This window comes from Colwellia sp. BRX10-9 (genome assembly GCF_014077405.1).
Lineage (GTDB): Bacteria > Pseudomonadota > Gammaproteobacteria > Enterobacterales > Alteromonadaceae > Colwellia_A.
Genome location: NZ_JACGVV010000004.1, coordinates 61,402 through 87,263, shown reverse-complemented (window position 1 = coordinate 87,263; position 25,862 = coordinate 61,402). Strand labels below are relative to the sequence as shown.

The following is a 25,862-nucleotide window of genomic DNA, read 5'->3' as shown; positions in this document are numbered from 1 at the left end:
ATTATTCAGCCTTTGGATTAATAGTTGTGGCAGTTTTCTCAGGCACAGTAAAGTCGCCACCGAGTGCTAAATGTAGTTGTATGCGATTGGCAATCAAGCGATTTTTAAGCTTTATCAAGGTACTTTGTGCATCAAACGATCGTGATTGAGCATCAAGCACCGTAGTATAATTAACCAAACCACTTTGATATTGTTCAAAAGAAAGTGTCGCGGCAACTTTGGCATTTTCTTGTGCAGCTAACATACTTTTATAGCTATTTTTTAAACTTTTTTCTTGGGTCACCGCATTCTCAACCTCAGTAAATGCATTATATAAGTGCTCAAGATATTGCTGTTCGTTTTGTTTCAACGCTAACCGTGCTTGCTCTTCATTAGCAGCCAAACGACCAGCATTAAATAGTGGTGCAGAAATATTTCCAAACAATGACCATGCTAACGATGATCCTGATAGCAAGTCATCTATATCAATGCCGCTGTCTCCTACCGACGCTGTTAAAGTTAGGCTTGGAAAACGTTGTTTGTGTGCATAAGCGAGGCCAGCATCTTTAGCAAGTAATAAATACCAACTAGACTTTAACTGAGGTTTTCTGCTAATAAGCTCCGATGGCAATCCTAAGGGAATATCAGAGGTTAGTAGCGGTAAATCAGCATCAACTAACAATGTTCCTGTGGGATACTCACCAACTAAACGTTCCAACTGTCTAATTAATTGAGTTTTTACTGTTTTTTGTTCCCAAACACGAGTTAATTCATTGTTTAGCTCATTACGTGTTAGGTAAACATCAAGTGCTTCACTTAAGCCACTGTTATAGCCTGATTCAATAATGTCTAAATTTTGTTGGGAGTTTTTTACACGACCTTGATAAAGTGACAGTAGCTTTTCTGCCTCAACAACCGCGAACCACTTAGTGACAACATCAACCACTAATTGCTGTTTACTTTGCTCAAAATTCGACTGTTCAGCCATAAACGTTAAGTTAGCTTGTTGGTCAGCTGAAGATAGTTTCCCCCATAAATCAAGTTCATAAGTTAAATTCAAATTAACTGAACTTGAATTAGTGTACGTATCAGAGTCATTGTATTTATTTCGACCCGAACGCAAAGACAAATCAAGCGATGGCCAAAGTGTACTGCCAGAAATGATCAGTTGTTGCTTTTGAATTTCAACATTATACGCTTGAATTTTTAATTGGTGATTTGATGCTAGTGCTGTTCTCACTAATTGTTGAACTTGAGGACTATCAAGCTGTTCTAGCCAGTTATTTTCAACCTGCAAATTCTGTTCACTTTGTTGCCAAGTCGCAGGTAAGTTAATATTTCTAATATTTTTATCAAGCTCAGATGTACTCGAGCAAGCCAACAACAGGGTTGTTACTAGGACAGTCATAACACTGTGTTTGATCTGTATTCGAAAACGGTTTTCCATAAAAGATGAAACCACTTATAGTATTTTTAATGCTTTAATTGTAATCAGTATTAATCAAAAGCTGTAATGACTTTACAAAAGTTTACTTTCAAAAAATTTATTGCGATGAATAACCTGAATAAAACGGTGAGTGGTATTAGTTTTCAATTTGGATGATTAAACCGATAACTAAGTAAACGTCAATAAGACGCTTAGCTCAGTAAAAAACAGTTAATATGATTAACGAAGGGAATATTACAAAGTAAGTTTTCATCATTAGTCTCAAATACCTATGTGCCCCCTTAAGTTCCATGAAGTGATCAATAACGACAATACCTTTGCACATTATTGTTATTGCAACTAAAACACTAACAACTGTCGTTGACTGAAAGTTTTCACCTAAAAAAGTGTTCAACAAAGTAATTAAAATTAATACCACTAAGTAGTATTCTAATTTTCCAATACCTTTCATATTTCAACGCTACCTTAATACATATAATAATGGAAAAATCAGGATCCACATTAAGTCAATCATATGCCAATACACAGCTAGTGCCTCTAAACCTGTGTGGCTTTTTGCTGAATATGCCCCTTTTCTTAGCCTGAAGATCACCCATAATATGGCACATGAGGCCCAGCCAACATGTAAAAAATGATTAAACGTCATGTAGTAATAGACAGTGAAAAATTCATTGGTGTTAGTGCTATATCCTTGTAAGTCATTCCAATGAAATTCCCAGGTTTTTAAGCATAAATAACTACAGCCACAAAGTAGAGCAAGCCATAAAAACCGTTCGCATTTCACTAAATTATTAATTCGGACACTAGCCATGGCCTTAGCCATAAAGTAACTGCTAGACAACAAAACAATAGTGTTCAATACACCAATAGTTGTATTTAAGCTTTGTGGGCCACGAGAAAATATTTCAGGATAATATAATTTAGCGATAAAATAGGCGACAAAAAAAATACCAAACTCAGTTAACTCAGATAATATTCCCACCCAAATAGGGATATTACCAGGTATTCGCCCTGCTCTTTTTTCACTCCATGAAGCAAAAAAAATGCCTAATGATTCATCCGCTTGTTTTGTACTCATCATCATTAAGTTCTAGAGATATCAAGGGCAATATTTATAACATAATGTCTATTAAGAAAGTTTGATATAAAACGGGAATTTAGTGAAGTGATACTCATTTAATTGAAAATAAATTTTTCTGTTTAAACAAAAAAAAGCCCACAATTGCTTGTGGGCTTTTTCGTCTCAATAAAGAGAAATATGGTGCCTTGACCCGGAATCGAACCAGGGACACGAGGATTTTCAATCCTCTGCTCTACCGACTGAGCTATCAAGGCAGTTTGAAATTCTAAAGAACATCAAAGAGGCGTTATAATATAGGGTAATAGTGGTTCAGGCAAGCATTACCTAATCACTTTTTAATTATATAGTGGTTACCACTGAAAGTTTACAAATTCAGGAGTTTAAATAAAAAAAACCAACATCAATGTTGGTTTTTTAAAAGTAAATTTTCTAAGTGTGCCTAGGTGAAAATTGCCACCATTCCCCAGAAGAAAATGATAGATAAACCTGCACCAACCGGTAAGGTAACAACCCAAGAAACAACAATATTACGCACAACCGTTAAGTTAATTGCAGCAATACCACGAGCCATACCTACACCTAACACAGCGCCTACTAACGTTTGTGTGGTTGAGATAGGTAAACCTGTACCTGAGGCGATAACAACTGTACATGCTGCTGCTAATTCAGCTGCAAAACCACGGCTTGGCGTTAAATGTGTAATGCCATTACCTATGGTTGCAATAACTCTGTGACCAAATAATGCAAGACCAGCAACAATACCAAAACCACCTAGTGGTAAAATCCACCATGCGATAGCTGACTTAGCTGCAATTTGACCGTCATTACCAACAATACTTACTACCGCAGCTAGTGGACCAATCGCATTAGCAACATCGTTTGAACCATGAGCAAATGCCATTGCACAGGCAGTAACGATCATTAATACCGCAAATACTTTTTCTACGTTGGCATAATGTGTTTTCTTCGCAGCACTTTCATCAAATTCTAAACGGTTTATGAATATTTTACCTATAACAGCGACAATAACTGCGGCAATAATCGCATATACATAACCTTCAACAGAGCCGATGTTTAAGCCTAAATGCTTCAAACCTTTCTTGATAGTGACTAAAGCAAGTACGAAGCCCGCTAAAAACATGTAAAAAGGTACCCAACGTTTAGCTTGAGTTAATGGGTTATCCGTATCAAAAATTAATTTTTGTGCACTGTTAAAAATAATAAACGCAATAATACCTGAGATAAGTGGCGTAATTATCCAGCTACCTACGATACCGATAACCTTACCCCATTCAACAGCATCAACACTAACACCAACGGCAGCAAAACCAACAATGGCGCCAACAATTGAGTGTGTTGTAGATACTGGCCAACCTAAAATAGAAGCAATAAGTAACCAAGTAGCAGCAGCAAATAATGCTGAAATCATACCAAAAACAAGTAATTCCGGACTATCTACAAAGTAAGAAGCGTCAATAATACCCTTACGAATAGTTGAAGTAACTTCACCACCCGCTAAATAAGCACCAGCAAATTCAAAAACCATCGCGATGAGAATCGCTTGTTTAATCGTTAGCGCTTTAGAGCCAACTGATGTACCCATTGCGTTAGCCACATCGTTTGCACCAATGCCCCACGCCATAAAGAAACCAACAACGCCGGCAATAATGACCAACATAGGGCCATGTGTTAATAATATATCCATGAATAAGCCTTATTTTCTAGCCAGTAAAATTTCTAAACGAGCACCAACACGTTCGGCTAAATCGGCTAAATCACCTATCCATTCAATAATTTGATATAAAAACATTACATCAATAGGATTTAAGTCATTCTCAATCGCCAATAAGTCGCTACGCAATTTAATTTGCATGCCGTCTGTATCATCTTCTATTTCATCTAATTGGTTAATCATCTTCTCAACCAATGCTACTTCTCGACCACGAAAACCTGTTTCTAATAAGTCGTCTAATTCATTAATCGCGTCAGCTGCTTTTTCTGCGGCTTCAATATTTCGAGCAACATACGCCACAAAAGAATCTTGTAGTGTTTCTGGTATAACCAGTTTGCGTCCTAAAATACGTCCGGCAATATCTTTTGCTTTATTAGCAATTTTATCTTGTTGTGAAAGTAACTCTAACAAATCAGCACGATCTACAGGCATAAATAAGCCACCTGGAAGTTCAAGGCGTATTTCGCGTTTTAATTTGTCTGCGTCGCGTTCATATTTTGAGATTTTACTGCGAAGTTTCCCTGCTTTTGACCAATCTTGTTCAGCACAAGCAGCAAAGAAAGGAGTTAGTTGATTACAACACTTAGTGACCAATCGAATGTGTTTTTCTAATGGTTTAATAGGTGATTTTGCAAAGACACCTAGTATTGAATTTCTAGCCATAATTTATTCCCAGAGCCAAATTGCTCTTTGTTATTATTCGTCGCGGATATTAACCCATTTAACACGATCTTCAAGCGTTTTATCACGATCACCTGACAATTCCTGTGCTTTTAACTAGATATAGCTATGATTTGTCGAAACATAACAGGTATATAGAAAGTTATTTAAACGTAGCGGCTTTTTCAAAATTTACAAAGATTTAATATCTTCAGCTGTTGTGTGGCGAACATCTTTTCCTTTGACAAAATAGATAATGTATTCGCAAATATTTTGACAACGGTCACCAATACGTTCTAAAGCACGAGCTGACCAGATAACACTCATTATTTGTGGGATAGAACGCGGATCTTCCATCATGTAAGTCATTAATTGACGCATTAGCGCCTCGTATTCACGATCAATCTTCTCGTCATTGCCATGAGTTAAAACAGCTGAGTCGACATCCATACGTGTAAAAGCATCAAGAGTTGCTTGTAAAAATTCTAAAACCTTACGACCTAAATTATCTAAATTAAGTAATAGCGCTTTTTGCTCTCCAGAGAAGTTTTCGAGTGCTACCCGAGCAATTTTCTGTGCTTCGTCGCCGATACGCTCTAAATCAGCAATTGTTTTTACAATAGCCATAATTAAACGTAAATCGCCAGCAGCTGGCTGACGCTTAGCTATGATGCGTGTACATTCATCGTCAATACTGACTTCTAAGGCATTAATTTTATAATCGTTCGCTAAGACATTTTTTGCCAAGACTTCATCCGCATCATAAACAGCCGTGAGTGAATCGCTTAATTGTTTTTCAACCAGACCACCCATATGCATGACATGGTTGATGACATTTTCTAAATCTTCGTTAAATTGGCCTGATATATGACGACCAAGATTGATGTTATCCATTGTTTTTCCTTGTTATTCTATATTAAAAGTAGAATATTAATCGTCTCTATTAACCGTAACGGCCAGTAATATAATCTTCAGTTTTCTTTTTTGCCGGCGTGGTAAACAGCGTATTAGTATCGCTGTATTCAATTAAGTCACCCATGTACATAAATGCCGTTTGATCTGAAACACGTGCGGCTTGTTGCATATTATGGGTAACAATGACCACAGTGAACTGCTTTTTTAAGTCATTAATCAATTCTTCAATCGTCAATGTTGAAATAGGGTCAAGTGCCGAAGTAGGTTCATCAAGCAATAAAACTTCTGGCTTAATCGCAATGGCGCGAGCAATCACTAAACGTTGCTGTTGGCCACCAGAAAGTCCCAGTGCACTATCGTGCAAACGGTCTTTTACTTCATTCCATAATGCCGCACTTCGCAGCGCAACTTCTGCGGCTTCATCCAATACACGGCGATTATTTTCGCCCATAATACGTAAACCATAGACAACATTTTCATAAATGCTTTTAGGGAATGGATTAGGTCGTTGAAAAACCATACCTACTTGACGACGCAGCGCTGCAACATCAACATGTTTTCTATAAATATTTTCGCCATGAAGATTAATTTCACCTTCAATCTTACATATATCAACCAAGTCGTTCATACGGTTAATACAACGTAACAACGTAGATTTACCACAACCACTAGGACCAATAAACGCGGTAACTTGTCCTTTAGGAATAGACATGCTGATATTTTGTAGTGCTTGTTTGTCACCATAGTATAGGTTTAAATTTTTAATTTCTAACGCCACTTGTTCCGGCGATAAGTTGTTAAGATCAAGTTTAACTTTTGGATCTAATGTTCTTGGGCTGACTGAAATCATAGTTTTCTCTTTCAATGCTTAAATTTTGTTCGTGACTGTTAAAACTTTTTTACTTTATATTTTGAGCCATTCTTATGTCAGTATATTTAACTAAAATAAGAATGGTATTCTTCAATAAAATTAATGCTCTAACATGCGATATTTTTCTCTTAAACGGTTACGTATGGTAACTGCTGTCATATTCAGTGAGACAATAATTGTCACCAATAAAAATGCGGTTGCAAAAACTAATGGTCTTGCCGCTTCAACATTAGGGCTTTGGAAGCCTACATCATAAATATGAAAACCTAAATGCATAAACTTACGGTCTAAATGTAAATATGGGAAGTTACCATCGAGCGGTAAATTTGGCGCCATTTTTACAACACCAACTAGCATCAGTGGTGCAACTTCACCGGCCGCACGAGCAATCGCTAAAATGATACCCGTCATAATTGCTGGACTAGCAATCGGTAGAATAATACGCCATAACGTTTCTGCTTTGGTTGCACCTAGCGCTAAAGAGCCGTGACGCATAGCTGAAGGAATGCGTGATAGGCCTTCTTCGGTTGAAACAATAACAACCGGTAATGTTAGTATCGCGAGAGTAATCGCAGACCACATAACACCTGGCGTACCAAAAGTTGGACTAGGCAGTGTCTCGGCATAAAACAGTTGATCTAAACTACCACCCACCATGTAAACAAAGAAACCTAAGCCGAACACCCCATAAACGATTGACGGTACACCTGCTAAGTTAATAACAGCGATACGAAGTAGTTTAGTCAGGGCATTTTTACCCGCATATTCATGTAAGTAAATAGCCGCTATAACGCCCATAGGAGAAACAATGACTGTCATCAGTAAAACCATTAAAACAGTACCAAATATTGCAGGAAAAACGCCCCCTTCGGTATTTGCTTCTCGTGGGTCATCAATTAAGAAACTGCCTATTTGCTGAATAAATACCGCAGCTCGGCCAAAAACAGACAGTTTATTGTTATAAGTAACTTTGAGTATTTCTTCAAAATTTATCTCAATAACCTCACCGCCCATAGCGCGTACCACAAGTTGATCACGAGATACTTTGTCACGGATAGCCATTAACTGTTTTTCTAGTACTTGGTAATCAGCGTTATAACGAGCAACTTCTGCATCAATTTCTTGTTCGCGCTCAACGGTTAAGGTCTCATCAAGTTTATGTTTACGCTTTTTAAGCCGTAAGCGTTCTATTTGATAATTGATGGCACCGATATCAACTTTTTGTAATTCGTCCATTTCGTCTTGAAAATTATCAACACGTTCCAGCAACTCAGCCATTTTGTCTAGGCCTTCAGGCTGACCATCTAAGATAATCCCTTCAATGAAGCCATAAAAATTACCATTGGTACGACGTTCAATCACCACAACATCTTCAGGCATGGTGGTTTTGTTAATAAGCGGCATTAACAACCAGCGAAAATCTAGATTAACTAATTCACGGTTACCCGTTTTCACTAAAATTCGCTCAATGGTTTCTTTAGTAGGATCTAAACCTAAATTTAAATGCGATAACTGCTTGCTTGGCAGGCTTTCACGATCGTATATCTCACCAATAACGGTAACTGCTTGGCCTTTTTCATTAACCGTCTCAAATTGATAAATGTCTGCAGGCCAAAAGTAAGATAAACCACGTGAAGCAATTAACCACAATAAACCTAGAACTGAAATTAAACTGATACTTACTCCGCCAGCAGACAACCACACCCACGGAGAACCAGATTTAAACCAACTATTCATAAACTCAGTTCCTTAACTATAACGAGCTGTATTTTTCACGTAAGCGCTGACGTATCAGCTCAGCAAACGTGTTAAAAATAAAGGTGAAAACAAATAAAACAAAAGCAGCTAAAAATAGAATTCGATAATGCGAACTCCCTACCTCGGATTCTGGCATTTCTACAGCAATATTTGCTGCTAAGGTACGCATACCTTGGAAGATACTCCAATCTAAAATTGGGGTATTACCCGTCGCCATCAGCACTATCATGGTTTCGCCTACTGCACGGCCTAAGCCCATCATCACTGCAGAAAAAATACCTGGACTAGCGGTTAACAAAACAACTTTCGCAAGCGTTTGCCATTGTGTAGCCCCCAAAGCGAGTGAACCACTGGTTAAATGTTTAGGTACACTAAATATTGCATCTTCTGCCATAGAAAAAATGGTCGGTATAACGGCAAATCCCATCGCTAAACCAACCACTAATGAATTACGTTGGTCAAAGTCAATACCGAGGTCGTTAGTAATATACTGACGAACATCGCCACCAAAAAACAAGGTTTCAAAGAAAGGAGATAACAAAAATGCACTACCACCGGCAATTAACAAGACAGGAACAAGTATGATCGGCGCCCATGTTTCAGGAATAGTATTTTTCATATCTTTAGGCAGTTTATGCCAAGCAAATGCAGTTACAAAGACTGAAAGCGGTAACATAATTAATAGCATTGCGATTGCTGGCAAATAATTTTCGATTATTGGCGCTAACCATAAACCCGCCAAGAACCCTAAGATAACTGTTGGCAATGCTTCCATTAACTCAATTGTTGGCTTAACTTTTCGGCGCATACCAGGGGTCATAAAGTAAGCGGTGTAAATAGCAGCACTTAACGCAATAGGCACAGCAAATAACATCGCGTACATGGCCGCTTTCATGGTACCAAATGAAATGGGTACTAAAGAAAATTTACCTTCGAAATCATCTGAACCGGAAGTTGACTGCCAAATATACTCGGGCTCTGGGTAACCTTCATACCAAACTTCTTCCCACAAAGCGCTCCAAGTCACTTCGGGATGTTCATTTTCAACGCTGAATATTTTTAGCTGATTTTCGTCAATCACGACTAAACCATCAGCACGAGGAGAAATTGCAAATACGCTAGGTTCGGTAGTTGTTAGTTGACCACGCCATAAATCAGCTTCACTGGTGGTGTAGAAAACCCCCATATTTCCTGAGGTCGTTAAAGTATAGAAACTTTTACGAAATTGTTCGGTATGAATTTGAGTAACAGCTTCTGTATCACTAACGTTAAAGCTACGAACATTTTTAAATTGACGACCATCGTCAGTAGCCACTTCAAACCATTGTGTAACTTTACCCGCACTGCTACCTAATAAGATTGAGCTACTACCAGAAAGTAATGCCATTGCTGTAACATGATGGGGTTTGCTTCTGGTTTGTTCTAAAGAGGGAATAATTGTGGCTTTAAGTTCAACGTCATCTTCATCGGTAAGATCAAAAACAAAGACTTGATCATCACTACGAACAAAAGCTAAGCCCATATCAGGAGTCACTAAGATTTCGTTAACATGATCAGCAGGAAAATCAATTTCTTGATAAATAGTTTCGTAAGCGCTGTCGTAAGTAAAGTCATCTTCAGCAATTAAGCTAGTCTTAATTAAACGCTGGTCTTGTGTAAACGCAACAAAAACCGCTTTTTCATCATTCATACCAAATGAAAGTTCAGTAAGAACTTCGCCACTCTCGTCAACGGCTATCGACTCTTCTCCTAACGGATAGGCAACACTAGGAATAATTTCTCGTGTACCCGAATCAAAATTAGAAAAGAATTTAGCGGCAATAAGCTGCATGTTGCCGTCACTATCAATGAGTAGTTTCTTTTCTACACCAGAATTAACAACATTAATTAAGGTTTTATCATCACTCAATAAGTTTTCACTGAGTACTAACGTACCTTTTTCATTAGCAGCACTTTTGACGAGCTGATAAAAGTTAATATCACCTTGCTGAGTAATTTGAAAAGCGATTTCTTTTAGTTCATCAACACCCGCAGATAACGTGGGTGCCGTGGTACTGATTTCAAATTGACCAACAGGCTCTATTGTTGCCGACTCAAAAATAGGTTTTATCACATAGAGTAAATATAAAAAGATCAGCACCAGTGTAAACAAAACACTTATACCGCCTACTGTTATTAACCATTGTGCTAATGTATTTTTCAACTGACGTGGGCCAGTCGATTTTAATGCAATTGCCACTTAAACACCTTCAATTATGGAGACTTTAGTACGATATGAATTATAAGACAGTTGTATGACACTTTTGTGACAGCCAACAATTAGTTTTATATAAATCACTAAAGAGGTAGTTTTGACTAAAAGATTATTGTTAATTAACAAAGTTTTGTTTATCGTGACGAGCAAACAAAAATCAAATATTAGGAGAGAATGATGAGCTTAAGTAAAATTATGTCGACAGACTTAATTACCTTAGAACTTGACGATGATTTAAGTAAAGCAAAAGCAATATTTGACCAACACAGCATTCACCATATTTTGATACTTTGTGATAAACAACTTGTCGGGGTGGTCACCGATAGAGATATATACAAGCATTTAAGTCCAACAATTGGCACTAAAAACGAAACGCCCCGTGACCATTCAATGTTACAAAAGAAGCTACACCTCATCATGAACAGAGACCTGACAACAGCCAAGGCAGAAGTCAGTTTAAATGACGCAGTATTAATGTTTCATGACAATCACCTTTCATGTCTGCCGATTGTAAATGATGAAATGCAACCTATTGGCATTATCAGTTGGCGTGATATTTTAAAAGTTATTGCACGACAATACCGTAACAAGTTAGCCGCTAATAAATAACGACTGACGGTGCTGATAAAACGGCTTATGCTTTATTTCAGTTTAGCGCTTTAACTGAAGAAGCAATTTTAGTGCTGTGCATTAACGTTAATTATCTTTAAAATAGTTATTTATCTTCACGATATTTGATGGGTTATGCTTTAACAAAGGAATAAATATGTACTTTACTATCACCCCTTCTCCTTATGGCGATATCGCATTAACCGCTAATGACCAAGGGCTAACGGCGCTTGCTTTTCAAGATGGCGCTTTACCGCTGATTATTGATGAAAGTTACACAGAGAGCCCTACTCATTTTACCCGAGTGGTTCAACAGCTTGCAGAATATTTTTCTGGTCATCGTACTGTCTTCGACTTGGCACTTGCACCACAAGGTACACCGTTTCAGCAAAAAGTATGGCAAGCATTGCTGACTGTCAAACAAGGTGAGACCAAAAGTTATTTATGGATAGCAAAAAAAATTAATAATGAAAAGGCCGTACGAGCGGTTGGCGCAGCAAACGGAAAAAACCCGATCGCTTTAATTATCCCTTGCCATCGTGTTATAGGCGCCAATGGAAAATTAACAGGTTATGCTGGTGGTTTAGCTTTAAAAGCAAAGTTACTGATGCATGAACAAGCACAGTTCAGCGTTTAATTGCTATTTTACTTAACAAAAAAGCAAAGTAACTCATCGATAAAAAGCAACAATATAGCGTTTAATTAACCTAACATAGAGTTAAGAGGGCTAGCGGTTTAATTTTTGTAAATACCCAAGTTATAAAATAAAAATAAGCTTTAGCCAAATTCAATTTGACTGATAAGATGCCCACAATATTTTTATAGAATAAATCAGTTATGAGTATAGATATTTTATTTGTTTTTGCTGTTGCCGTCATATTGTGGATGGCATGGTTATTAGTTAAAGCAAAACGTTTCACTAAATTTAAGCTACAGATAGAAAAAGAGTTAAAGCCAAAAGTCATCGCTGATATTTTAGCCGAATTAGAAGAAAGCAGAAGTGATATTTTTCCAAATAACGAAATTCATCAACAAGCAACGATTTATTATTGGTCGCAGTATAAAGTGCGTATTTTGCAAGCCGCCTTGCAACGAGAAATCATTAGTACGCAGTGGTTAAAAGACACCGGCAACTTACGTAATAGCCAGCATCTTTTTCACGTTGAACAAGAGTACTTAAATTAATTGTTCATTCTAGATTAATCTTGGCGTTTAAATTGAATATCCCAAACGCCATGACCTAAGTTATGACCACGGTTTTCAAATTTCGTTAATGGCCGAGAATCAGGACGTGGCACAAAGTCACCATCGGTGGCTAAGTTTTTATAGCCCGGCGCTGAGTTCATATCTTCAATCATGCATTCTGCGTAATTTTCCCAGTCAGTAGCCATATGAAAAACACCACCCACCTTTAGCTTTTGACGAATAGTTTCGACAAATTCTAACGAAACAATTCGACGTTTATGATGCTTCTTTTTATGCCAAGGATCAGGAAAAAACAATTGCACGGTCGTTAATGAACTATTAGGAATACAGTCAGCAAGCACTTCTATCGCATCGTGTTCAAAAACCTTTAAATTATGAACGCCTTCTTCATCTGCTAATGAAATACAAGCGCCAACACCCGGACGATGCACTTCAACACCAACAAAATTTAGTTCTGGGGCATTTTTTGCCATTTCGACTAAAGATTTACCCATGCCAAAACCAATTTCTAAGATAATAGGATTGCTGTTATTAAATAAGTGAGCAAAATCAATCATTCCATCAAGATGGTTTAAGCCCATTGTTGGCCAAAATTGCTCCAATGCATTCGCTTGTCCTTTTGTTAATCGCCCTTCGCGCTTAACAAAACTACGTACTTTGCGAATATATTTGCCTTCTTTTTCAGCTTCTTCAATGCTTTTGTGGGTGTTTTCAGTTTTATCTACCATATATTTCTTCAATATAATCCAAGTTTTATTCTAAATAAATGCGCTTTAAACAAAGCAGCCAAAATTTTCAGAGTCTGCACTTATTGTACATAAGTAATGGCACTGAAAAATGCTGACAATGCCGGGTAAAGTTCATTTATGATGAATAAAGTTATTCAGCCCACCAAACATCGTAAAGATCACTAACAGCTACTGCTGTAGCGCCATTTTCATTCAACCAAGATTCTACAGCGGTACGATGTTCATCGGTACACTTACCGATATTTTGAGTACAAACGATACCATGCCATAAAACATCGCCTTCACCGCCAAAACCTAAACCATTAGGTTGAATAACTTCATTAAAAAAGTTATTCAAAAAAGTATCAACCGTATCATTGTCCGTACCGTCAGCTAATTTAAAAGCGACGTCAAAACCTAATTCTTGGTATTCATCAACACGTAATTTTTTACGTAAACGGCGGTTACGGTTTTTAGCATTTAATTTCATTTTAATTCCTTAAATCTTAGCAAGTATATTTCGAGTGATAATCTCGAGATTAATATGGACGAGAGCATAATGGCATTATAAATTTTTGCAATAAAAAATGCACATTTATTCGTGCCCGTTTATTAGGTAAACTAAGTCGCTATGACAAATAAAACTCAAATATCACCGAAATCAGCACAGTTTTTTGCCACGCAAACACTCGACTGGTATCAAGCCCAAGGCAGAAAGCACTTACCTTGGCAGCACAATAAAACCCCATACCGTGTATGGATCTCTGAAATAATGCTGCAACAAACACAGGTAGCAACGGTTATCCCGTACTATCATCGTTTTATGGACAGTTTCCCAACAATTACCGATTTAGCTAATGCCGATGAAGATAACGTTTTACATCACTGGACAGGATTAGGTTATTACGCTCGAGCTCGTAATTTACATAAAACAGCAAAAATAATTACTCAGCAATACCAAGGTACTTTTCCTGAGGACATTGAACAAGTTATTGCTCTACCGGGTATTGGTCGTTCAACGGCTGGTGCAATTTTAAGTTTGGCATTGAATAAGCATCACGCTATTTTAGATGGTAATGTAAAACGGGTATTAGCTCGTTGTTATATGGTTGAAGGCCATAATGGTCAGAGTAAGTATGAAAAATCGTTATGGCCGATTGCTGAGGTATTAACGCCCAAAGAAGGTGTTGCGCAGTTTAATCAAGCGATGATGGATCTAGGCGCACTTATTTGTACTCGCAGTAAACCTAAATGTGAGCTGTGCCCGTTAAGTGACACTTGTTTAGCTTTTTCACTGAATGAACAAAGTAGTTACCCACAAAAAAAACCAAAGAAAACCATTCCAGAAAAACAAACTATTATGGTGATACCTCGTATTAACCAGCAAGTATTATTAGAGAAACGTCCTCCAAGTGGCATATGGGGAGGTTTATGGTGTTTTTTAGAGGTCCAGCACGAAGAAGAGATTGCCGCATTATTAGCGAAGCTCCACTTGAAACAAACGTCCGTTGTACCCTTAGTAAAATTTCGCCATACCTTTAGTCACTTTCATTTAGATATATCGCCAGTAGTGATTGATTGTGAACAATTACCAGCAAAAGAAATCAACGAAAACAACCAACAACAGTGGTACAATTTAGCCACAACTGCATCGGTTGGCTTAGCAGCATCAACTCAAAAATTGATCAGCTTATTAAAGCCATGATATTTATATATCGATACCACTTTAAGATACAGATGAATATTAAAGTGGTAAAAGTATAAATGCACAGACCAACTTACAACCTAGAACAAGAGAATTAACTTATGAGCCGTATTATATTTTGCCAAAATTTAAAAAAAGACGCTGAAGGACTAGGATTTCAACTTTATCCTGGAGAAGTCGGTAAACGTATTTTTGATAATATCAGTCAAGAAGCATTTAAAAACTGGCAACAAAAACAAACCATGCTTATTAATGAGAAAAAAATGAACATGATGGAGCCAAATGACCGTGCTTTTTTAGAAACGGCTATGGTTGCTTATCTTTTTGAAGGAAAAGAACCTGAAATTGAAGGTTACGTTCCACCGAAAAAGTAAGGGTTCAACAACTTTTTTTATTGATAATTTTGATTAAATGGTGATTTTACGCTGACTATTCCGCCAATAAGCAGAAAAAACAAGCAAACAAACATTTATTTAAAAAAAAGGGTTGACGAACAAATCGAAAAACAGTTTAATACGCCCCGTCTTCAAGGCAAAGCCGAAAAGACAGCAGATTAGACACTGCCTCGATAGCTCAGTCGGTAGAGCAGAGGATTGAAAATCCTCGTGTCCCTGGTTCGATTCCGGGTCGAGGCACCATCTATTCAACCTATTTGAATATTTGTTGCTTACTTTTTTAATATAGAAATAGTGTAGAAACATTTGTTCGGTGCCAAGATAAATAGTTCAATAGAATAAATTTATCGCACACATCTTTGTGTGCCGACTTAGCTCAGTTGGTAGAGCAACTGACTTGTAATCAGTAGGTCGCCAGTTCGACTCCGGCAGTCGGCACCATCCATTCCGAAAGGAAGGAACGAAACCTTAACAGCAATGTTAAGGTTTTTTTTCGTCTTAAGAAAAGTAAAACCACCTACTGATAAACTCAGTCACTCTTAACATGCAGCAATTCGACTCCGGCAGTCAGCAACCTTTCTTCCATTCCTTCTCAAGAAAAGCAAAACCACCTACTGATATGGTAAAAAGTACCTGTAATCTTATTTTTTCCTGTAATTCATCAATCACTAGCTATGTTCGATTGTGTAAAATTAGGCTACCCTGTTAACAGTTGTGACCATAAATAGACGGTCGACTCACGGTCATCAGCGATTAATAGCAATTAACATATTTTCTACTTGAGTTAAAAAGTAGCTATGGCAAGGGAGCCTAAGTGCGATTTCTTAAATTTATCTTAATTGCTGTTATCACCTTACTGATTATTTTCACTATCACTTACAGTGCTAGAATTTCAGTTATCAATTACCTTGTAAAAACACAATTCAATTCAGAAAAAATAGCGTTGACTTGCCTAAATGTAAGCCTTACCAGTAATATGGCCATTAGAGTCAACAAGGTATGTTTACAGGCCCCAAAGGCTAACATTCAAATTGTCGGTATGACAATACAATGGCAACTATCCCCTAGCCTTAATATAACGGATATTGATATAAGGTTGGCAGAGATTAAAGGTACAGATCATTTATTCTCCAAGAAAGATGATGCTCCCTTAAGTAAGGAGCAAGAAAATCAAAACTTAAGCCAATTGCTTTCAACAAGTTTACAAACTTATGCACAACAAATTAAGCAGTTTAATTTACCGAAAAAAATAAATGTCACTAAACTTTTCTATTCACCGTTTACGGTTAGCAATAAAACTGAGACAAAATATATTGCTAATTTATCAACACTAGCCAACAACTTGTCTTTTACACTAACAACATCCGAAAGCGTAGTGTTTATCGAGGCTAAGCTAACCCAAGAGAAAGAAGGTTTTTCCATTGCGATCTCAAGTAAATTAAGTTTACTAAAAAGCTTTTTAAGCGCCCATCGATTACCTATTACCGCAGCATTAACAAACAACTTAACGGCTAGCGAAATATCAGGTGATTTCAACACACAGATAAAATATCGAGCGAGCGCTATTAGCTTGAAAAATCAAATAAGCAATATCTCGATAATTTCTGAAAACGGCATAGGCAATAGCGGCCCGTTTAAACTATTAGGTGCGCTGAACTTCGATAGTCAATTTGATTTAATCGCCGAAGAAACGACTAATGAAGTTTCCGCTAAAGACAAGATAACCGTCGCATTAACCTTTGTTGGAAAAAATGAAATATCAGTGGAATATAGTCAGCCACAGTTGTTAGCGAAGTTAACCCAAGCCGGGCTATCGCCAACAATGATGTCAATACTTGAAGAGAATCCGTTAACGCACGTAACCATAAAACCGCAAGGCGATGCACGATTAACACTGAACGATAGTAAGGGCTACCTTAGTCATCTTGAAATAAGCGCCTTTAGCGGTGCACGACCTCACCAAGTAAAATTTGATAATATTACTTTTGACTTACCTACCCCACAAATACCTTTTGCATTAGCAGTAGAGCGTTTTGTTATTGATAGTCAGCTGAAGCTGGTTAACATAGCGAAATACACTCCTGCGCCTGTTGCTTTACACTTAATTGGCTCACTAAATAAAACCGAGCAAACAACGACGATTAATTTAACAGCAGACTCTTCAATCACCTTAAATAATATTGTGGTGCTTAAACAGATGACTGAGGACAAAAATAATAATCAAACGCACAATAAAATCACCACAAAAACGTCAACTGCACAAAAACCTCAAGCACTGTTAAGCCTAAAAAAATTAACAACAAAATTAACGGGTAGCGTAGCGCTGTTAGAGGACAACAATCTAAACATTAAACTAAAAGTCGATAATCACGTTTCACAGCTGAATATTCCTAAAAAACTAAAGATAACTTCGTTTAATATTTTTAGTGAACTCAACGGCAGCTTTGACGATATTCAGCTTAATGCTCAAGCCAGTGCTGACGGAGTGAAGCTAGGCAACATTGTTTTGACTGGCCCAGTCAAGTCACCTAATCTAGTTATCTCTGCCAAAAAATTACAACTCACTGACTTATTATCGTTAAATATCCAATTGCCGACTGAAGTTGAATTGATTGATGGCCTATTAGATTACAATATTTTTGGTCAAATAAACGCTTTAAACAATATTGAAAACACCCCCTTTAACGTTTCGGTGGCAATTACCTCACTCAGTGGTGAAATCAATGGCATTTGGTTGCAAGAGCTCAATTGGCAACAACATTTTTCATTACTCGCAGGAAAAATAACAACTCAGCCCAATGCTAAAGAAAACTTAACCGTTGAATTAATTGAAACTGTGACTCCTATTTCAAAGCTATCAATTAACACCAACTGGACATTCGATAAAATCTTTCAGCTTTCAGCCAACAAACTTAAGGCGAATGTTTTAGGGGGCAGCTTCTTTATTCCAAATATACAATGGCCGGTCGAACATGGGCATTCAGTTAATGTTCAGCTTAATAGTATAGACTTAGAGCAAGTATTAGCATTAGATGAAAAACAAGGTATTGTTGTAACGGGTAATATATCAGGTCAACTTCCCGTTACTTTTGATGGTGATAAATATATTATTGAAAAAGGTGAACTGCACAATATTAGCAACGGACTGATACAGGTCATTGATAACCCAGCCGTAGAAGAGCTTAAAGCAAACAACAGTCAACTAAAACTGGCGTTTGATGCACTGCAAAACTTGCATTATCATCAGCTTTCCTCCGCAGTTACTATGGCAGACGACGGTTACATGCAGTTAAATACGGTAATAAAAGGTCGAAATCCAGATATTGATAACGATGTTAATTTAAATTTGAATTTGAGTTACGACTTGCTTGGCTTACTTGAATCATTATCAATAACACAACGTTTTGAAGAAAGCCTTATCAAAGGTTTACAAAAAAAGAAGGAGTAAGTATGAGTAAAATACTAATCGTGCTATTCACTGTTTTCATTATCAGTGCTTGTACACATAAGATAGAAGTTAGTGCAAAAGAACCGATCACCATTAATTTAAATTTGAAAATTGATCATGAAATAAAGGTGAAGGTAGATAAACAACTAGACGACATATTTAGTGCTGAAAGCGACATATTTTAGGGGAACGCCATGAAAAATTTAACAAAGAAATTCATAAAAAAAATAAGCTGTGCTCTATTGGTCTCTACTATAGCCTTTTCCGCTTGGGCTATTTCACTCGACGATGCAAAACAACAAGGTTTAGTTGGTGAAATGTCTAATGGTTACTTAGGTCTTATTATTGATAGCCCAGACGCGAAGAGCCTAGTCACCAGTGTTAACGAAAAGCGCAAAAGTATTTATATAAATTTAGCGCGCACCAATAAAATCACCATGCAACAAGTCACCGCTTTAGCAGGTAAAAAAGCTTATGATAAAACTCAACCAGGCCACTTTATCCAAAATAGCGCGGGGCAATGGGTTAAAAAATAAAGAGTGATAACTGCACCTAAAGCAAGTAGCACGAGAGCAGATAGCGAACAGCTCTAAGTTTTGATTTTATAGGTTTTTGGGGCCGTAGCTATCAAAAAAAGTGCTGCTACTGATGGCATTTAAGAATAGCCTTCTATAGAAAGCAACGAAACCTTAACAACAATGTTAAGGTTTCGTTCCGATATAAAAAGTAAAAAAAACAACATAGACACTCACTTTAATTCAAAAATAAACAACATGGACACTCACTTTAATTCAAAAAAACATAAATATTTTAATAACTGATATTCAGTCATCAGTCATATCGATTATTAGTCATATGAAAAAAAACAACATAGACACCCACCCTAATTCAAAAAAAATAGATATTTTAATAACTGATCTTCTGTCGTCAGTCATATCGATTTTTAGTCATATGAAAGTGTACTAAAACAGTTTTTCAACTGTATCTTCCTTAAATCATCGATATTTCGACAATTTTCTTCCACAGGAAAAACCTGATTAGCAATCTGAAAATATTTTATGGATTAACTATTTAAGAAAATAGTTGGTTGCAATGACTCAAGTTTTGTCGTCGCTTTAACTGTTGATGCTCACAGTAGTCACTCAGTGCAACTTCATGACCAATGGCACCATGGAACTGGGTATTAAATTCAGTGGTGATTACCAACCAATTTTCAGCGGATATATTTAATCGATTAAGTATTGCAGGTTGGCTTTTTTCTATGAAACCACATGTACCTTCTCTAATGCATCGACCTGTTAACTCAATTAATTTAAGATAATCTTTGAGTTCAAAAGGTAAACCTTTTGGCATACCCTTTGTTGGATTGCCAATAAAGGGTAATAGCGTGCTGGGCTGTTTGCTTTTTGCTGCCTGTTCACATCGAAGTTTGACACTCGTATGTTCTGAATTTTCTGGTGTTTCTGCGGCATTAGCTCGAATAGGATTTAAGTCAACATATGCCATACAAGATGCAAGAGCAGCTTCGTCTAATAGCGCTTGTGATTTAAATCTACCTTCCCAAAATCTACCTGTGCAGTTATCTTCTTGATTAGCGGCCCTAGCAATACCCTCATTAATATAACCCATAAACCAACTAATTTTCATCAGACGTTTTCGATAAACCTTAGCGGTTGACTTAACTATATCAAGTAATGGCTTTGCTAAGGCTTCCCCCTGACAATATTGCTTGGTCAGTAAAGTGCCTTTGTATAAAGTATGCCAACGTTCAAGAACTTCTATCATGCTCCATTGCTTAGCTTTTGCTTCATCAATAAATACTACTACATGATAATGGTTACTCATTACAGCATAAGCACAGACATCGATAGCGAATACTTGCGTAAGAAAATGAAGTTTGTCTTCTATCCAGCCTCGACGGTGTTCATAGCTTTGGCCTGAATATTTATCTTCACCACATAAGAAAGCTCGTCGAACACAACGAGCTACACAATGATAATAAAGGGTGTTTTCTAAACTAATTTGTTGTTTCCTTGGCGTTGCCATCATTCATCCTAAATAACATAGCTACCTTATTTTAGCTTAGTGCAAAGACTGTTATTGTTCAATTTTAAGTGGATTTCAATCTTAAGTGAGTGTCTGCTTAGATCTATTAACTTAGGTCTCAATTTTGAGTGAGTGTCTGCTTAGGTATTGCTTAGGTCTCAATTTTAAGTGAGTGTCTGCTTAGGTATTTTGGTTTGTATCTTTGTTCTGATTTTTTTTAATATGCTTGTATAAGTTGATTTTTTGGTATACAAATCACAATAATCGTCTTTTTGCACTCTACGATGAGAGAAAAGTATGATTAATACCAAAATTAATTAGGAATTTAAATGGAAGCAAATAGCGTTACCGTCCGTCATTTAACATTGCAAGATATGACAGAGCTTCGCAAGGCGAGTGAATCAGTTTACCTTAATAAAGAATTAGCAACGTGGAATGAACCCACGGTTAAAGCCTTATTAACTAAATTTCCAGATGGGCAAATCTGTGTAGTTGTTGATGGCATTGTTGTCGGTTGTGCCTTCTCATTAATAATTGAATATGCTGATTTTGGTGATGAACATACTTATTCTGAAATCACTAGCAATATGACCTTTGATAATCATGATCCTAAAGGCGACTCTTTATATGGAATAGAGGTCTTTATTCACCCTGATTATCGCGGCTTACGATTAGCTAGACGCTTGTACGATGCTCGCAAGGAGCTTTGTGAAAACTTGAATTTACGCGCTATTGTAGCTGGTGGTCGTATGCCAAACTATGCGCAACATTCAGATAAAATGAGCGCTAAACAGTATATTGAAAAAGTAAAAATCAAAGAATTATATGATCCGGTATTAAGCTTTCAACTCGCCAATGATTTTTATGTCCGCAAGTTACTAACCGGTTACTTATCGGGCGATAGGGAATCAATGGAGTATGCCACGTTACTTGAATGGCCAAATATCTTTTATACTAAATCGGTAAAACTTATCAATGCGCCGCGCTCAGAGGTTCGTTTAGGTTTAGTGCAATGGCAAATGCGTTCAATGAAAAGTATTGATGATTTATTTGAACAAATGGAATTTTATGTCGATGCCGTATCCGATTATAAAAGTGATTTTGTGCTGTTTCCTGAATTGTTCAATGCACCTTTGATGGCAGAATTTAACCATTTACGTTTAACAGAGAGTATTCGCAGACTATCGGAATATACCGAACAAATTCGTGATAAATTTATCGAGTTTGCGATAAGTTACAATATTAATATTATTACCGGTAGCATGCCGTTTTTTGTTGATGGCAATCTTTATAACTCAGGCTTTTTGTGTCGTCGTGATGGTTCATGGGAACGTTATGATAAAATTCATTTAACGCCAGCAGAAGTGCGTAGTTGGTCTATGGTGGGTGGTAAAAACCTCAAGGTGTTTGATACTGACTGTGGCAAAATTGGTATCATGATTTGTTATGATGTTGAATTTCCAGAGTACTCTAGAATACTTGCCGACCAAGGGATGAATATCTTGTTTGTGCCGTTCTTAACAGACACCCAGAATGGCTACACACGTGTGCGTCACTGTGCAATGGCAAGAGCGATTGAAAATGAATGTTATGTTGCTATAGCTGGTGCGGTAGGTAATTTGCCAAAAGTAAATAATATGGATATTCAATATGCCCAATCTGCGGTATTTACGCCGTCTGATTTTGCTTTTCCAACAACGGGCATCAAAGCAGAGGCAACACCTAACTCAGAAATGACTGTTATTGTAGACGTAAATCTAGATTTATTGAAACAGTTACATAGTCATGGCGCTGTACATACCATGCGTGATAGACGCCATGATTTATACAGTATTACCCAACATAAAAAAGATTAGTTGGTCATTTTTATAAGTAATTAAATATATTTACCTGCTAATAATCTGCGGGGTCAACGCACTAATATTGAATATCAAAATCAGTGCACTAGCCCCGCAAATTAAATTCCCCCTATCAATTAGTGCACTAATTCAGGTCTCAAGTTGAATTATCACCAGCACTCATCAATAATAATTGTTACCTATCATTATTTTTTTTGTTGGACATTAAGCGGCTGTTAAATTCTAATTCGCCCTAATTACCCATGAAGAATTGCCATTCTATTATTAAGTAGAATAAGTAAAGGAAAATCAATGAACAAAGATAATCTTGCTCACGCTCGCGCACACTATAACGTACGTCACTGGAGTCAGGGCTATTTCGGTATTAATGATGCTGGAAATGTATATGTCGCGCCAAAATTTGAGCGTCAGGATCACACAGTAGATTTAATCAATATCGCTAAAATGATTGAAGATAAAGGCTTAACACTGCCTGCATTAGTGCGTTTCCCGCAAATAATTCATCATCGCATTCACAGTCTATGTGAAGCTTTTAATAAGGCGATAGAAGACTATGATTACCAGGAAAAATATTTATTAGTTTATCCTATTAAAGTCAATCAACAGCGTGAAGTTGTTGATGAAATTTTGGCGAGCCAAAATAATAAAGAGTCCACTCAACTTGGCCTCGAAGCAGGCAGTAAAGCAGAATTATTAGCTGTTTTAGCTATGGCTCAAAAAGTTTCATCGGTTATTGTTTGTAACGGCTATAAAGACCGAGAATATGTGCGTTTAGCGTTAATTGGCGAAAAGTTAGGTCATAAAGTTCATATCGTTTTAGAAAAAATGTCTGAATTAGAAATGATTTTAACCGAAGCAAAGAAACTCAATGTTGAACCTCGCTTAGGGATCCGTGTTCGTTTAGCCTCTCAAGGCAAAGGGAAATGGCAAGCCAGTGGTGGTGAAAAGTCAAAGTTTGGTTTGTCAGCTTCGCAAGTACTTAACGTTGTAAAAGTCCTTAAAGCAGAAAACATGCTTGACGCCTTAAAACTTGTCCATTTTCACTTAGGCTCACAAATAGCCAATATAAGAGATGTAAGATTAGGTGTTAGTGAGGCGGCGCGTTTTTATTGCGAGCTGCGCAACCTAGGCGCAGGTATTTTATGCATGGATGTTGGTGGCGGTTTGGCCATTGACTATGATGGTACACGAAGCCAATCCCATAACTCAATGAACTACAGTGTTGCTGAGTACGCTAATAACATCGTCCATACTATTGGTGATATTTGTAAAAGTTATCATCAACCTATGCCAATGATTATTTCGGAATCAGGCAGAGCATTAACCGCACATCATGCGGTACTTATTTCTAATGTTATTGGCACTGAGTCTTACGAACCTGAAAATATCATAGCGCCTACGCCTGATGAATCTATTTTATTAAGTAATATGTGGCGTTCGTTAGCGCAACTAAATGATCGTAATGATGATCGCGCCTTAATTGAAATTTATCATGACACCCAAAGTGATTTAGCTGAAGTACACAACCAGTTTTCGATGGGATTATTAAATTTAACCCAACGCGCTTGGGCTGAACAAATTAATTTACGTGTTTGTTATGAATTAAATCAATTAATGGATGGTAAAAATCGTTTTCATCGCCCAATAATGGATGATTTAACAGAGAAACTTGCTGATAAATTTTTTGTTAATTTTTCTTTATTTCAATCATTACCCGATGCATGGGGAATTGATCAGGTTTTTCCTGTTTTACCTTTAAGTAACTTAGAAAAATCACATGAAAAACGAGCGGTATTATTAGATATCACTTGTGATTCCGATGGCACTATTGACCATTATGTTGACGGACAGGGTATTGAAAGCACATTACCGGTGCCAGCATGGACAGAAGATGAGCCTTATTTACTTGGCTTTTTCTTAGTGGGTGCTTATCAAGAAATTTTGGGTGATATGCATAATTTATTCGGTGATACTCACAGTGCGGTAGTATTCATCAATGACGACGGTGAAGCAGAAATCACTGAAATTAATGAAGGCGATACGGTAGAAGATATGCTGAATTATGTACATTTAGATGCCGAATTATTTAAAAAAACCTATGCCGAGCTTATCGATGCTAGATTATCAAAAAGCGAAGGTGAAGAAATTTTTAAAGAGTTAGTTGATGGCTTACAAGGCTACACCTACCTTGAAGATTTGTAGAGATTAAGCACAATGAAAAATATTTTCAATCAAGTTGATGAGTCAATTTACTCAAATGCAATGACGTTCTTACGTCAGCCTTTAGTGCAAAATCCCATTGAGTCGGCTGCTGATATTGTTGTTTTAGGCTTACCCTATGACATGGCTACCACCGGGCGCTCAGGCGCTCGAATGGGCCCCACTGCGATTAGGCAAGCTTCAATTAATTTGGCTTGGGAAGGTAAGCGATTTCCTTGGCCTTTTAGCTTATTAAAACACTGTAAAATTATTGATGCTGGCGACTTGGTTTTTTCTCCTGGAGACTCTGCACATTTTTGTACGCAAGTTGAAACGGCTGTAGGTCAGTTACTTGATGCAGACAAAACCATTTTATCGCTAGGCGGCGATCATTTTGTTACGTTGCCGATACTGCGTGCTTATGCGAAAAAATTTGGCACTATGGCACTGATACATTTCGATGCGCATACTGATACTTATTGCAATGGTAGCTGTTATGACCATGGCACTATGTTTTATCATGCGCCTAAAGAAAATCTCATAGATAAAGATAAATCTATTCAGGTCGGTATTCGCACCAATTACAAAGAGCAAGACCATGGTTTTTCTGTCATTAATGCCATGCAAGCTAATGATATGAGTGTCAGTGAGATCACCGCATTAATTAAAGCTAGAGTTGGCGATACACCAACTTACTTAACCTTTGATATTGATTGTTTAGATCCCGCCTTTGCTCCTGGTACAGGTACGCCAGTATGTGGTGGTTTAACCACAGATAAAGTGTTGAAGATATTGAGAGGTTTAGTGGGTATTAATCTGATTGGCATGGACGTAGTGGAAGTCGCTCCTTCTTATGATCACAGTGAAGTTACTGCATTAGCCGCTGCAACAATAGCGTTAGAGTTGGCACATATTTGGACCGCTAAGCATAAGCTTGTATAACAAAGCAGGTCAGTTATTTTCACTCAAT

23 protein-coding genes and 3 tRNA genes are annotated in these 25,862 nt (G+C 37.3%); 13 read left to right on the top strand and 13 right to left on the bottom strand.

Features of this window, described 5'->3' with window-relative positions; translation table 11 throughout:
• Window position 1: 1 nt before the first annotated feature.
• From H4J69_RS03795 to H4J69_RS03750, 10 genes are all read right to left on the bottom strand, one after another.
• On the bottom strand, window positions 2-1,426 hold the full coding sequence (locus tag H4J69_RS03795; RefSeq protein WP_182244602.1) for a TolC family protein: 1,425 nt from the start codon (window positions 1,424-1,426) through the stop codon (window positions 2-4).
• Between the two features lie 196 nt (window positions 1,427-1,622).
• Window positions 1,623-1,877, bottom strand: a complete 255-nt coding sequence (locus H4J69_RS03790) for a cytochrome C oxidase subunit IV family protein (RefSeq protein ID WP_182213473.1) — start codon at window positions 1,875-1,877, stop codon at window positions 1,623-1,625.
• Window positions 1,878-1,886: 9 nt separating this feature from the next.
• Window positions 1,887-2,507 carry a cytochrome c oxidase subunit 3 family protein gene (locus H4J69_RS03785; RefSeq protein WP_259367704.1) on the bottom strand — a complete coding sequence of 207 codons (621 nt, stop codon included), beginning with the start codon at window positions 2,505-2,507 and terminating at the stop codon, window positions 1,887-1,889.
• A 178-nt stretch (window positions 2,508-2,685) separates the two neighbouring features.
• Window positions 2,686-2,761: transfer RNA gene (locus H4J69_RS03780), tRNA-Phe, on the bottom strand.
• A 185-nt stretch (window positions 2,762-2,946) separates the two neighbouring features.
• Window positions 2,947-4,212 carry an inorganic phosphate transporter gene (locus H4J69_RS03775; protein WP_182244603.1) on the bottom strand — a complete coding sequence of 422 codons (1,266 nt, stop codon included), beginning with the start codon at window positions 4,210-4,212 and terminating at the stop codon, window positions 2,947-2,949.
• 9 nt (window positions 4,213-4,221) lie between these two features.
• Window positions 4,222-4,902 (bottom strand): TIGR00153 family protein, encoded by a 681-nt coding sequence (locus tag H4J69_RS03770; protein WP_182221086.1) that lies wholly within the window; start codon window positions 4,900-4,902, stop codon window positions 4,222-4,224.
• A gap of 189 nt (window positions 4,903-5,091) precedes the next feature.
• Window positions 5,092-5,793 carry a phosphate signaling complex protein PhoU gene (phoU, locus tag H4J69_RS03765; RefSeq protein ID WP_182176185.1) on the bottom strand — a complete coding sequence of 234 codons (702 nt, stop codon included), beginning with the start codon at window positions 5,791-5,793 and terminating at the stop codon, window positions 5,092-5,094.
• Between the two features lie 49 nt (window positions 5,794-5,842).
• On the bottom strand, window positions 5,843-6,664 hold the full coding sequence (pstB, locus tag H4J69_RS03760; RefSeq protein ID WP_182244605.1) for a phosphate ABC transporter ATP-binding protein PstB: 822 nt from the start codon (window positions 6,662-6,664) through the stop codon (window positions 5,843-5,845).
• A gap of 120 nt (window positions 6,665-6,784) precedes the next feature.
• Window positions 6,785-8,422, bottom strand: a complete 1,638-nt coding sequence (gene pstA, locus H4J69_RS03755; protein ID WP_182213470.1) for a phosphate ABC transporter permease PstA — start codon at window positions 8,420-8,422, stop codon at window positions 6,785-6,787.
• 16 nt (window positions 8,423-8,438) lie between these two features.
• On the bottom strand, window positions 8,439-10,682 hold the full coding sequence (locus tag H4J69_RS03750) for an ABC transporter permease subunit (protein WP_310733584.1): 2,244 nt from the start codon (window positions 10,680-10,682) through the stop codon (window positions 8,439-8,441).
• A 192-nt stretch (window positions 10,683-10,874) separates the two neighbouring features.
• Between H4J69_RS03750 and H4J69_RS03745 the strand changes: the two genes are divergently transcribed.
• From H4J69_RS03745 to H4J69_RS03735, 3 genes are all read left to right on the top strand, one after another.
• The gene (locus H4J69_RS03745) at window positions 10,875-11,306 is read left to right on the top strand and encodes a CBS domain-containing protein (protein ID WP_182244516.1); all 432 of its coding nucleotides are present in this window, start codon (window positions 10,875-10,877) and stop codon (window positions 11,304-11,306) included.
• A 157-nt stretch (window positions 11,307-11,463) separates the two neighbouring features.
• Complete coding sequence (locus H4J69_RS03740; RefSeq protein WP_182244517.1) at window positions 11,464-11,943, top strand: methylated-DNA--[protein]-cysteine S-methyltransferase; 480 nt, start codon at window positions 11,464-11,466, stop codon at window positions 11,941-11,943.
• Between the two features lie 200 nt (window positions 11,944-12,143).
• Window positions 12,144-12,491: a hypothetical protein gene (locus H4J69_RS03735; protein WP_220465200.1), complete on the top strand. Its 348-nt coding sequence runs from the start codon at window positions 12,144-12,146 to the stop codon at window positions 12,489-12,491.
• Between the two features lie 14 nt (window positions 12,492-12,505).
• Here the strand turns inward: H4J69_RS03735 and trmB are convergent, their stop codons facing one another.
• The gene (gene trmB / locus H4J69_RS03730) at window positions 12,506-13,240 is read right to left on the bottom strand and encodes a tRNA (guanosine(46)-N7)-methyltransferase TrmB (RefSeq protein ID WP_182213466.1); all 735 of its coding nucleotides are present in this window, start codon (window positions 13,238-13,240) and stop codon (window positions 12,506-12,508) included.
• Between the two features lie 151 nt (window positions 13,241-13,391).
• A complete protein-coding gene (locus tag H4J69_RS03725) occupies window positions 13,392-13,730 on the bottom strand; it encodes a 50S ribosome-binding protein YggL (RefSeq protein WP_182176192.1) in 339 nt (112 codons plus the stop codon).
• A 141-nt stretch (window positions 13,731-13,871) separates the two neighbouring features.
• Here H4J69_RS03725 and mutY point away from each other — a divergent pair, with 141 nt between their 5' ends.
• The 7 genes from mutY (at window position 13,872) to H4J69_RS03690 (ending at window position 19,324) form a co-directional block, all read left to right on the top strand.
• Complete coding sequence (gene mutY / locus H4J69_RS03720) at window positions 13,872-14,945, top strand: A/G-specific adenine glycosylase (RefSeq protein ID WP_182221089.1); 1,074 nt, start codon at window positions 13,872-13,874, stop codon at window positions 14,943-14,945.
• Between the two features lie 101 nt (window positions 14,946-15,046).
• On the top strand, window positions 15,047-15,319 hold the full coding sequence (locus tag H4J69_RS03715; RefSeq protein WP_070374680.1) for an oxidative damage protection protein: 273 nt from the start codon (window positions 15,047-15,049) through the stop codon (window positions 15,317-15,319).
• A gap of 188 nt (window positions 15,320-15,507) precedes the next feature.
• Window positions 15,508-15,583, top strand: a tRNA-Phe gene (locus tag H4J69_RS03710).
• A gap of 122 nt (window positions 15,584-15,705) precedes the next feature.
• A tRNA-Thr gene (locus tag H4J69_RS03705) sits at window positions 15,706-15,781 on the top strand.
• A 373-nt stretch (window positions 15,782-16,154) separates the two neighbouring features.
• A complete protein-coding gene (locus tag H4J69_RS20315) occupies window positions 16,155-18,788 on the top strand; it encodes a YdbH domain-containing protein (protein ID WP_182244518.1) in 2,634 nt (877 codons plus the stop codon).
• 2 nt (window positions 18,789-18,790) lie between these two features.
• A complete protein-coding gene (locus H4J69_RS03695; protein ID WP_182213460.1) occupies window positions 18,791-18,973 on the top strand; it encodes a YnbE family lipoprotein in 183 nt (60 codons plus the stop codon).
• 9 nt (window positions 18,974-18,982) lie between these two features.
• Complete coding sequence (locus H4J69_RS03690) at window positions 18,983-19,324, top strand: YdbL family protein (RefSeq protein ID WP_182244519.1); 342 nt, start codon at window positions 18,983-18,985, stop codon at window positions 19,322-19,324.
• Between the two features lie 535 nt (window positions 19,325-19,859).
• Here H4J69_RS03690 and H4J69_RS03685 read toward each other — a convergent pair.
• On the bottom strand, window positions 19,860-20,834 hold the full coding sequence (locus tag H4J69_RS03685) for a transposase (RefSeq protein ID WP_182244520.1): 975 nt from the start codon (window positions 20,832-20,834) through the stop codon (window positions 19,860-19,862).
• A 329-nt stretch (window positions 20,835-21,163) separates the two neighbouring features.
• Here H4J69_RS03685 and H4J69_RS03680 point away from each other — a divergent pair, with 329 nt between their 5' ends.
• The 3 genes from H4J69_RS03680 (at window position 21,164) to speB (ending at window position 25,834) form a co-directional block, all read left to right on the top strand.
• Window positions 21,164-22,690: a carbon-nitrogen hydrolase family protein gene (locus tag H4J69_RS03680; protein WP_182213456.1), complete on the top strand. Its 1,527-nt coding sequence runs from the start codon at window positions 21,164-21,166 to the stop codon at window positions 22,688-22,690.
• Between the two features lie 294 nt (window positions 22,691-22,984).
• On the top strand, window positions 22,985-24,895 hold the full coding sequence (speA, locus tag H4J69_RS03675; RefSeq protein WP_182213454.1) for a biosynthetic arginine decarboxylase: 1,911 nt from the start codon (window positions 22,985-22,987) through the stop codon (window positions 24,893-24,895).
• 12 nt (window positions 24,896-24,907) lie between these two features.
• Window positions 24,908-25,834, top strand: a complete 927-nt coding sequence (gene speB / locus H4J69_RS03670) for an agmatinase (protein WP_182221093.1) — start codon at window positions 24,908-24,910, stop codon at window positions 25,832-25,834.
• Window positions 25,835-25,862 lie beyond the last annotated feature (28 nt).

What these genes read in the sequence shown, in the direction of transcription:
- H4J69_RS03795 (WP_182244602.1), bottom strand. Translation starts at nt 1,426, where the DNA reads ATGGAAAACCGTTTTCGAATACAGATCAAACACAGTGTTATGACTGTC.
- H4J69_RS03790 (WP_182213473.1), bottom strand. Translation starts at nt 1,877, where the DNA reads ATGAAAGGTATTGGAAAATTAGAATACTACTTAGTGGTATTAATTTTA.
- H4J69_RS03785 (WP_259367704.1), bottom strand. Translation starts at nt 2,507, where the DNA reads ATGATGAGTACAAAACAAGCGGATGAATCATTAGGCATTTTTTTTGCT.
- H4J69_RS03775 (WP_182244603.1), bottom strand. Translation starts at nt 4,212, where the DNA reads ATGGATATATTATTAACACATGGCCCTATGTTGGTCATTATTGCCGGC.
- H4J69_RS03770 (WP_182221086.1), bottom strand. Translation starts at nt 4,902, where the DNA reads ATGGCTAGAAATTCAATACTAGGTGTCTTTGCAAAATCACCTATTAAA.
- phoU (WP_182176185.1), bottom strand. Translation starts at nt 5,793, where the DNA reads ATGGATAACATCAATCTTGGTCGTCATATATCAGGCCAATTTAACGAA.
- pstB (WP_182244605.1), bottom strand. Translation starts at nt 6,664, where the DNA reads ATGATTTCAGTCAGCCCAAGAACATTAGATCCAAAAGTTAAACTTGAT.
- pstA (WP_182213470.1), bottom strand. Translation starts at nt 8,422, where the DNA reads ATGAATAGTTGGTTTAAATCTGGTTCTCCGTGGGTGTGGTTGTCTGCT.
- H4J69_RS03745 (WP_182244516.1), top strand. Translation starts at nt 10,875, where the DNA reads ATGAGCTTAAGTAAAATTATGTCGACAGACTTAATTACCTTAGAACTT.
- H4J69_RS03740 (WP_182244517.1), top strand. Translation starts at nt 11,464, where the DNA reads ATGTACTTTACTATCACCCCTTCTCCTTATGGCGATATCGCATTAACC.
- H4J69_RS03735 (WP_220465200.1), top strand. Translation starts at nt 12,144, where the DNA reads ATGAGTATAGATATTTTATTTGTTTTTGCTGTTGCCGTCATATTGTGG.
- trmB (WP_182213466.1), bottom strand. Translation starts at nt 13,240, where the DNA reads ATGGTAGATAAAACTGAAAACACCCACAAAAGCATTGAAGAAGCTGAA.
- H4J69_RS03725 (WP_182176192.1), bottom strand. Translation starts at nt 13,730, where the DNA reads ATGAAATTAAATGCTAAAAACCGTAACCGCCGTTTACGTAAAAAATTA.
- mutY (WP_182221089.1), top strand. Translation starts at nt 13,872, where the DNA reads ATGACAAATAAAACTCAAATATCACCGAAATCAGCACAGTTTTTTGCC.
- H4J69_RS03715 (WP_070374680.1), top strand. Translation starts at nt 15,047, where the DNA reads ATGAGCCGTATTATATTTTGCCAAAATTTAAAAAAAGACGCTGAAGGA.
- H4J69_RS03695 (WP_182213460.1), top strand. Translation starts at nt 18,791, where the DNA reads ATGAGTAAAATACTAATCGTGCTATTCACTGTTTTCATTATCAGTGCT.
- H4J69_RS03690 (WP_182244519.1), top strand. Translation starts at nt 18,983, where the DNA reads ATGAAAAATTTAACAAAGAAATTCATAAAAAAAATAAGCTGTGCTCTA.
- H4J69_RS03685 (WP_182244520.1), bottom strand. Translation starts at nt 20,834, where the DNA reads ATGGCAACGCCAAGGAAACAACAAATTAGTTTAGAAAACACCCTTTAT.
- H4J69_RS03680 (WP_182213456.1), top strand. Translation starts at nt 21,164, where the DNA reads ATGGAAGCAAATAGCGTTACCGTCCGTCATTTAACATTGCAAGATATG.
- speA (WP_182213454.1), top strand. Translation starts at nt 22,985, where the DNA reads ATGAACAAAGATAATCTTGCTCACGCTCGCGCACACTATAACGTACGT.
- speB (WP_182221093.1), top strand. Translation starts at nt 24,908, where the DNA reads ATGAAAAATATTTTCAATCAAGTTGATGAGTCAATTTACTCAAATGCA.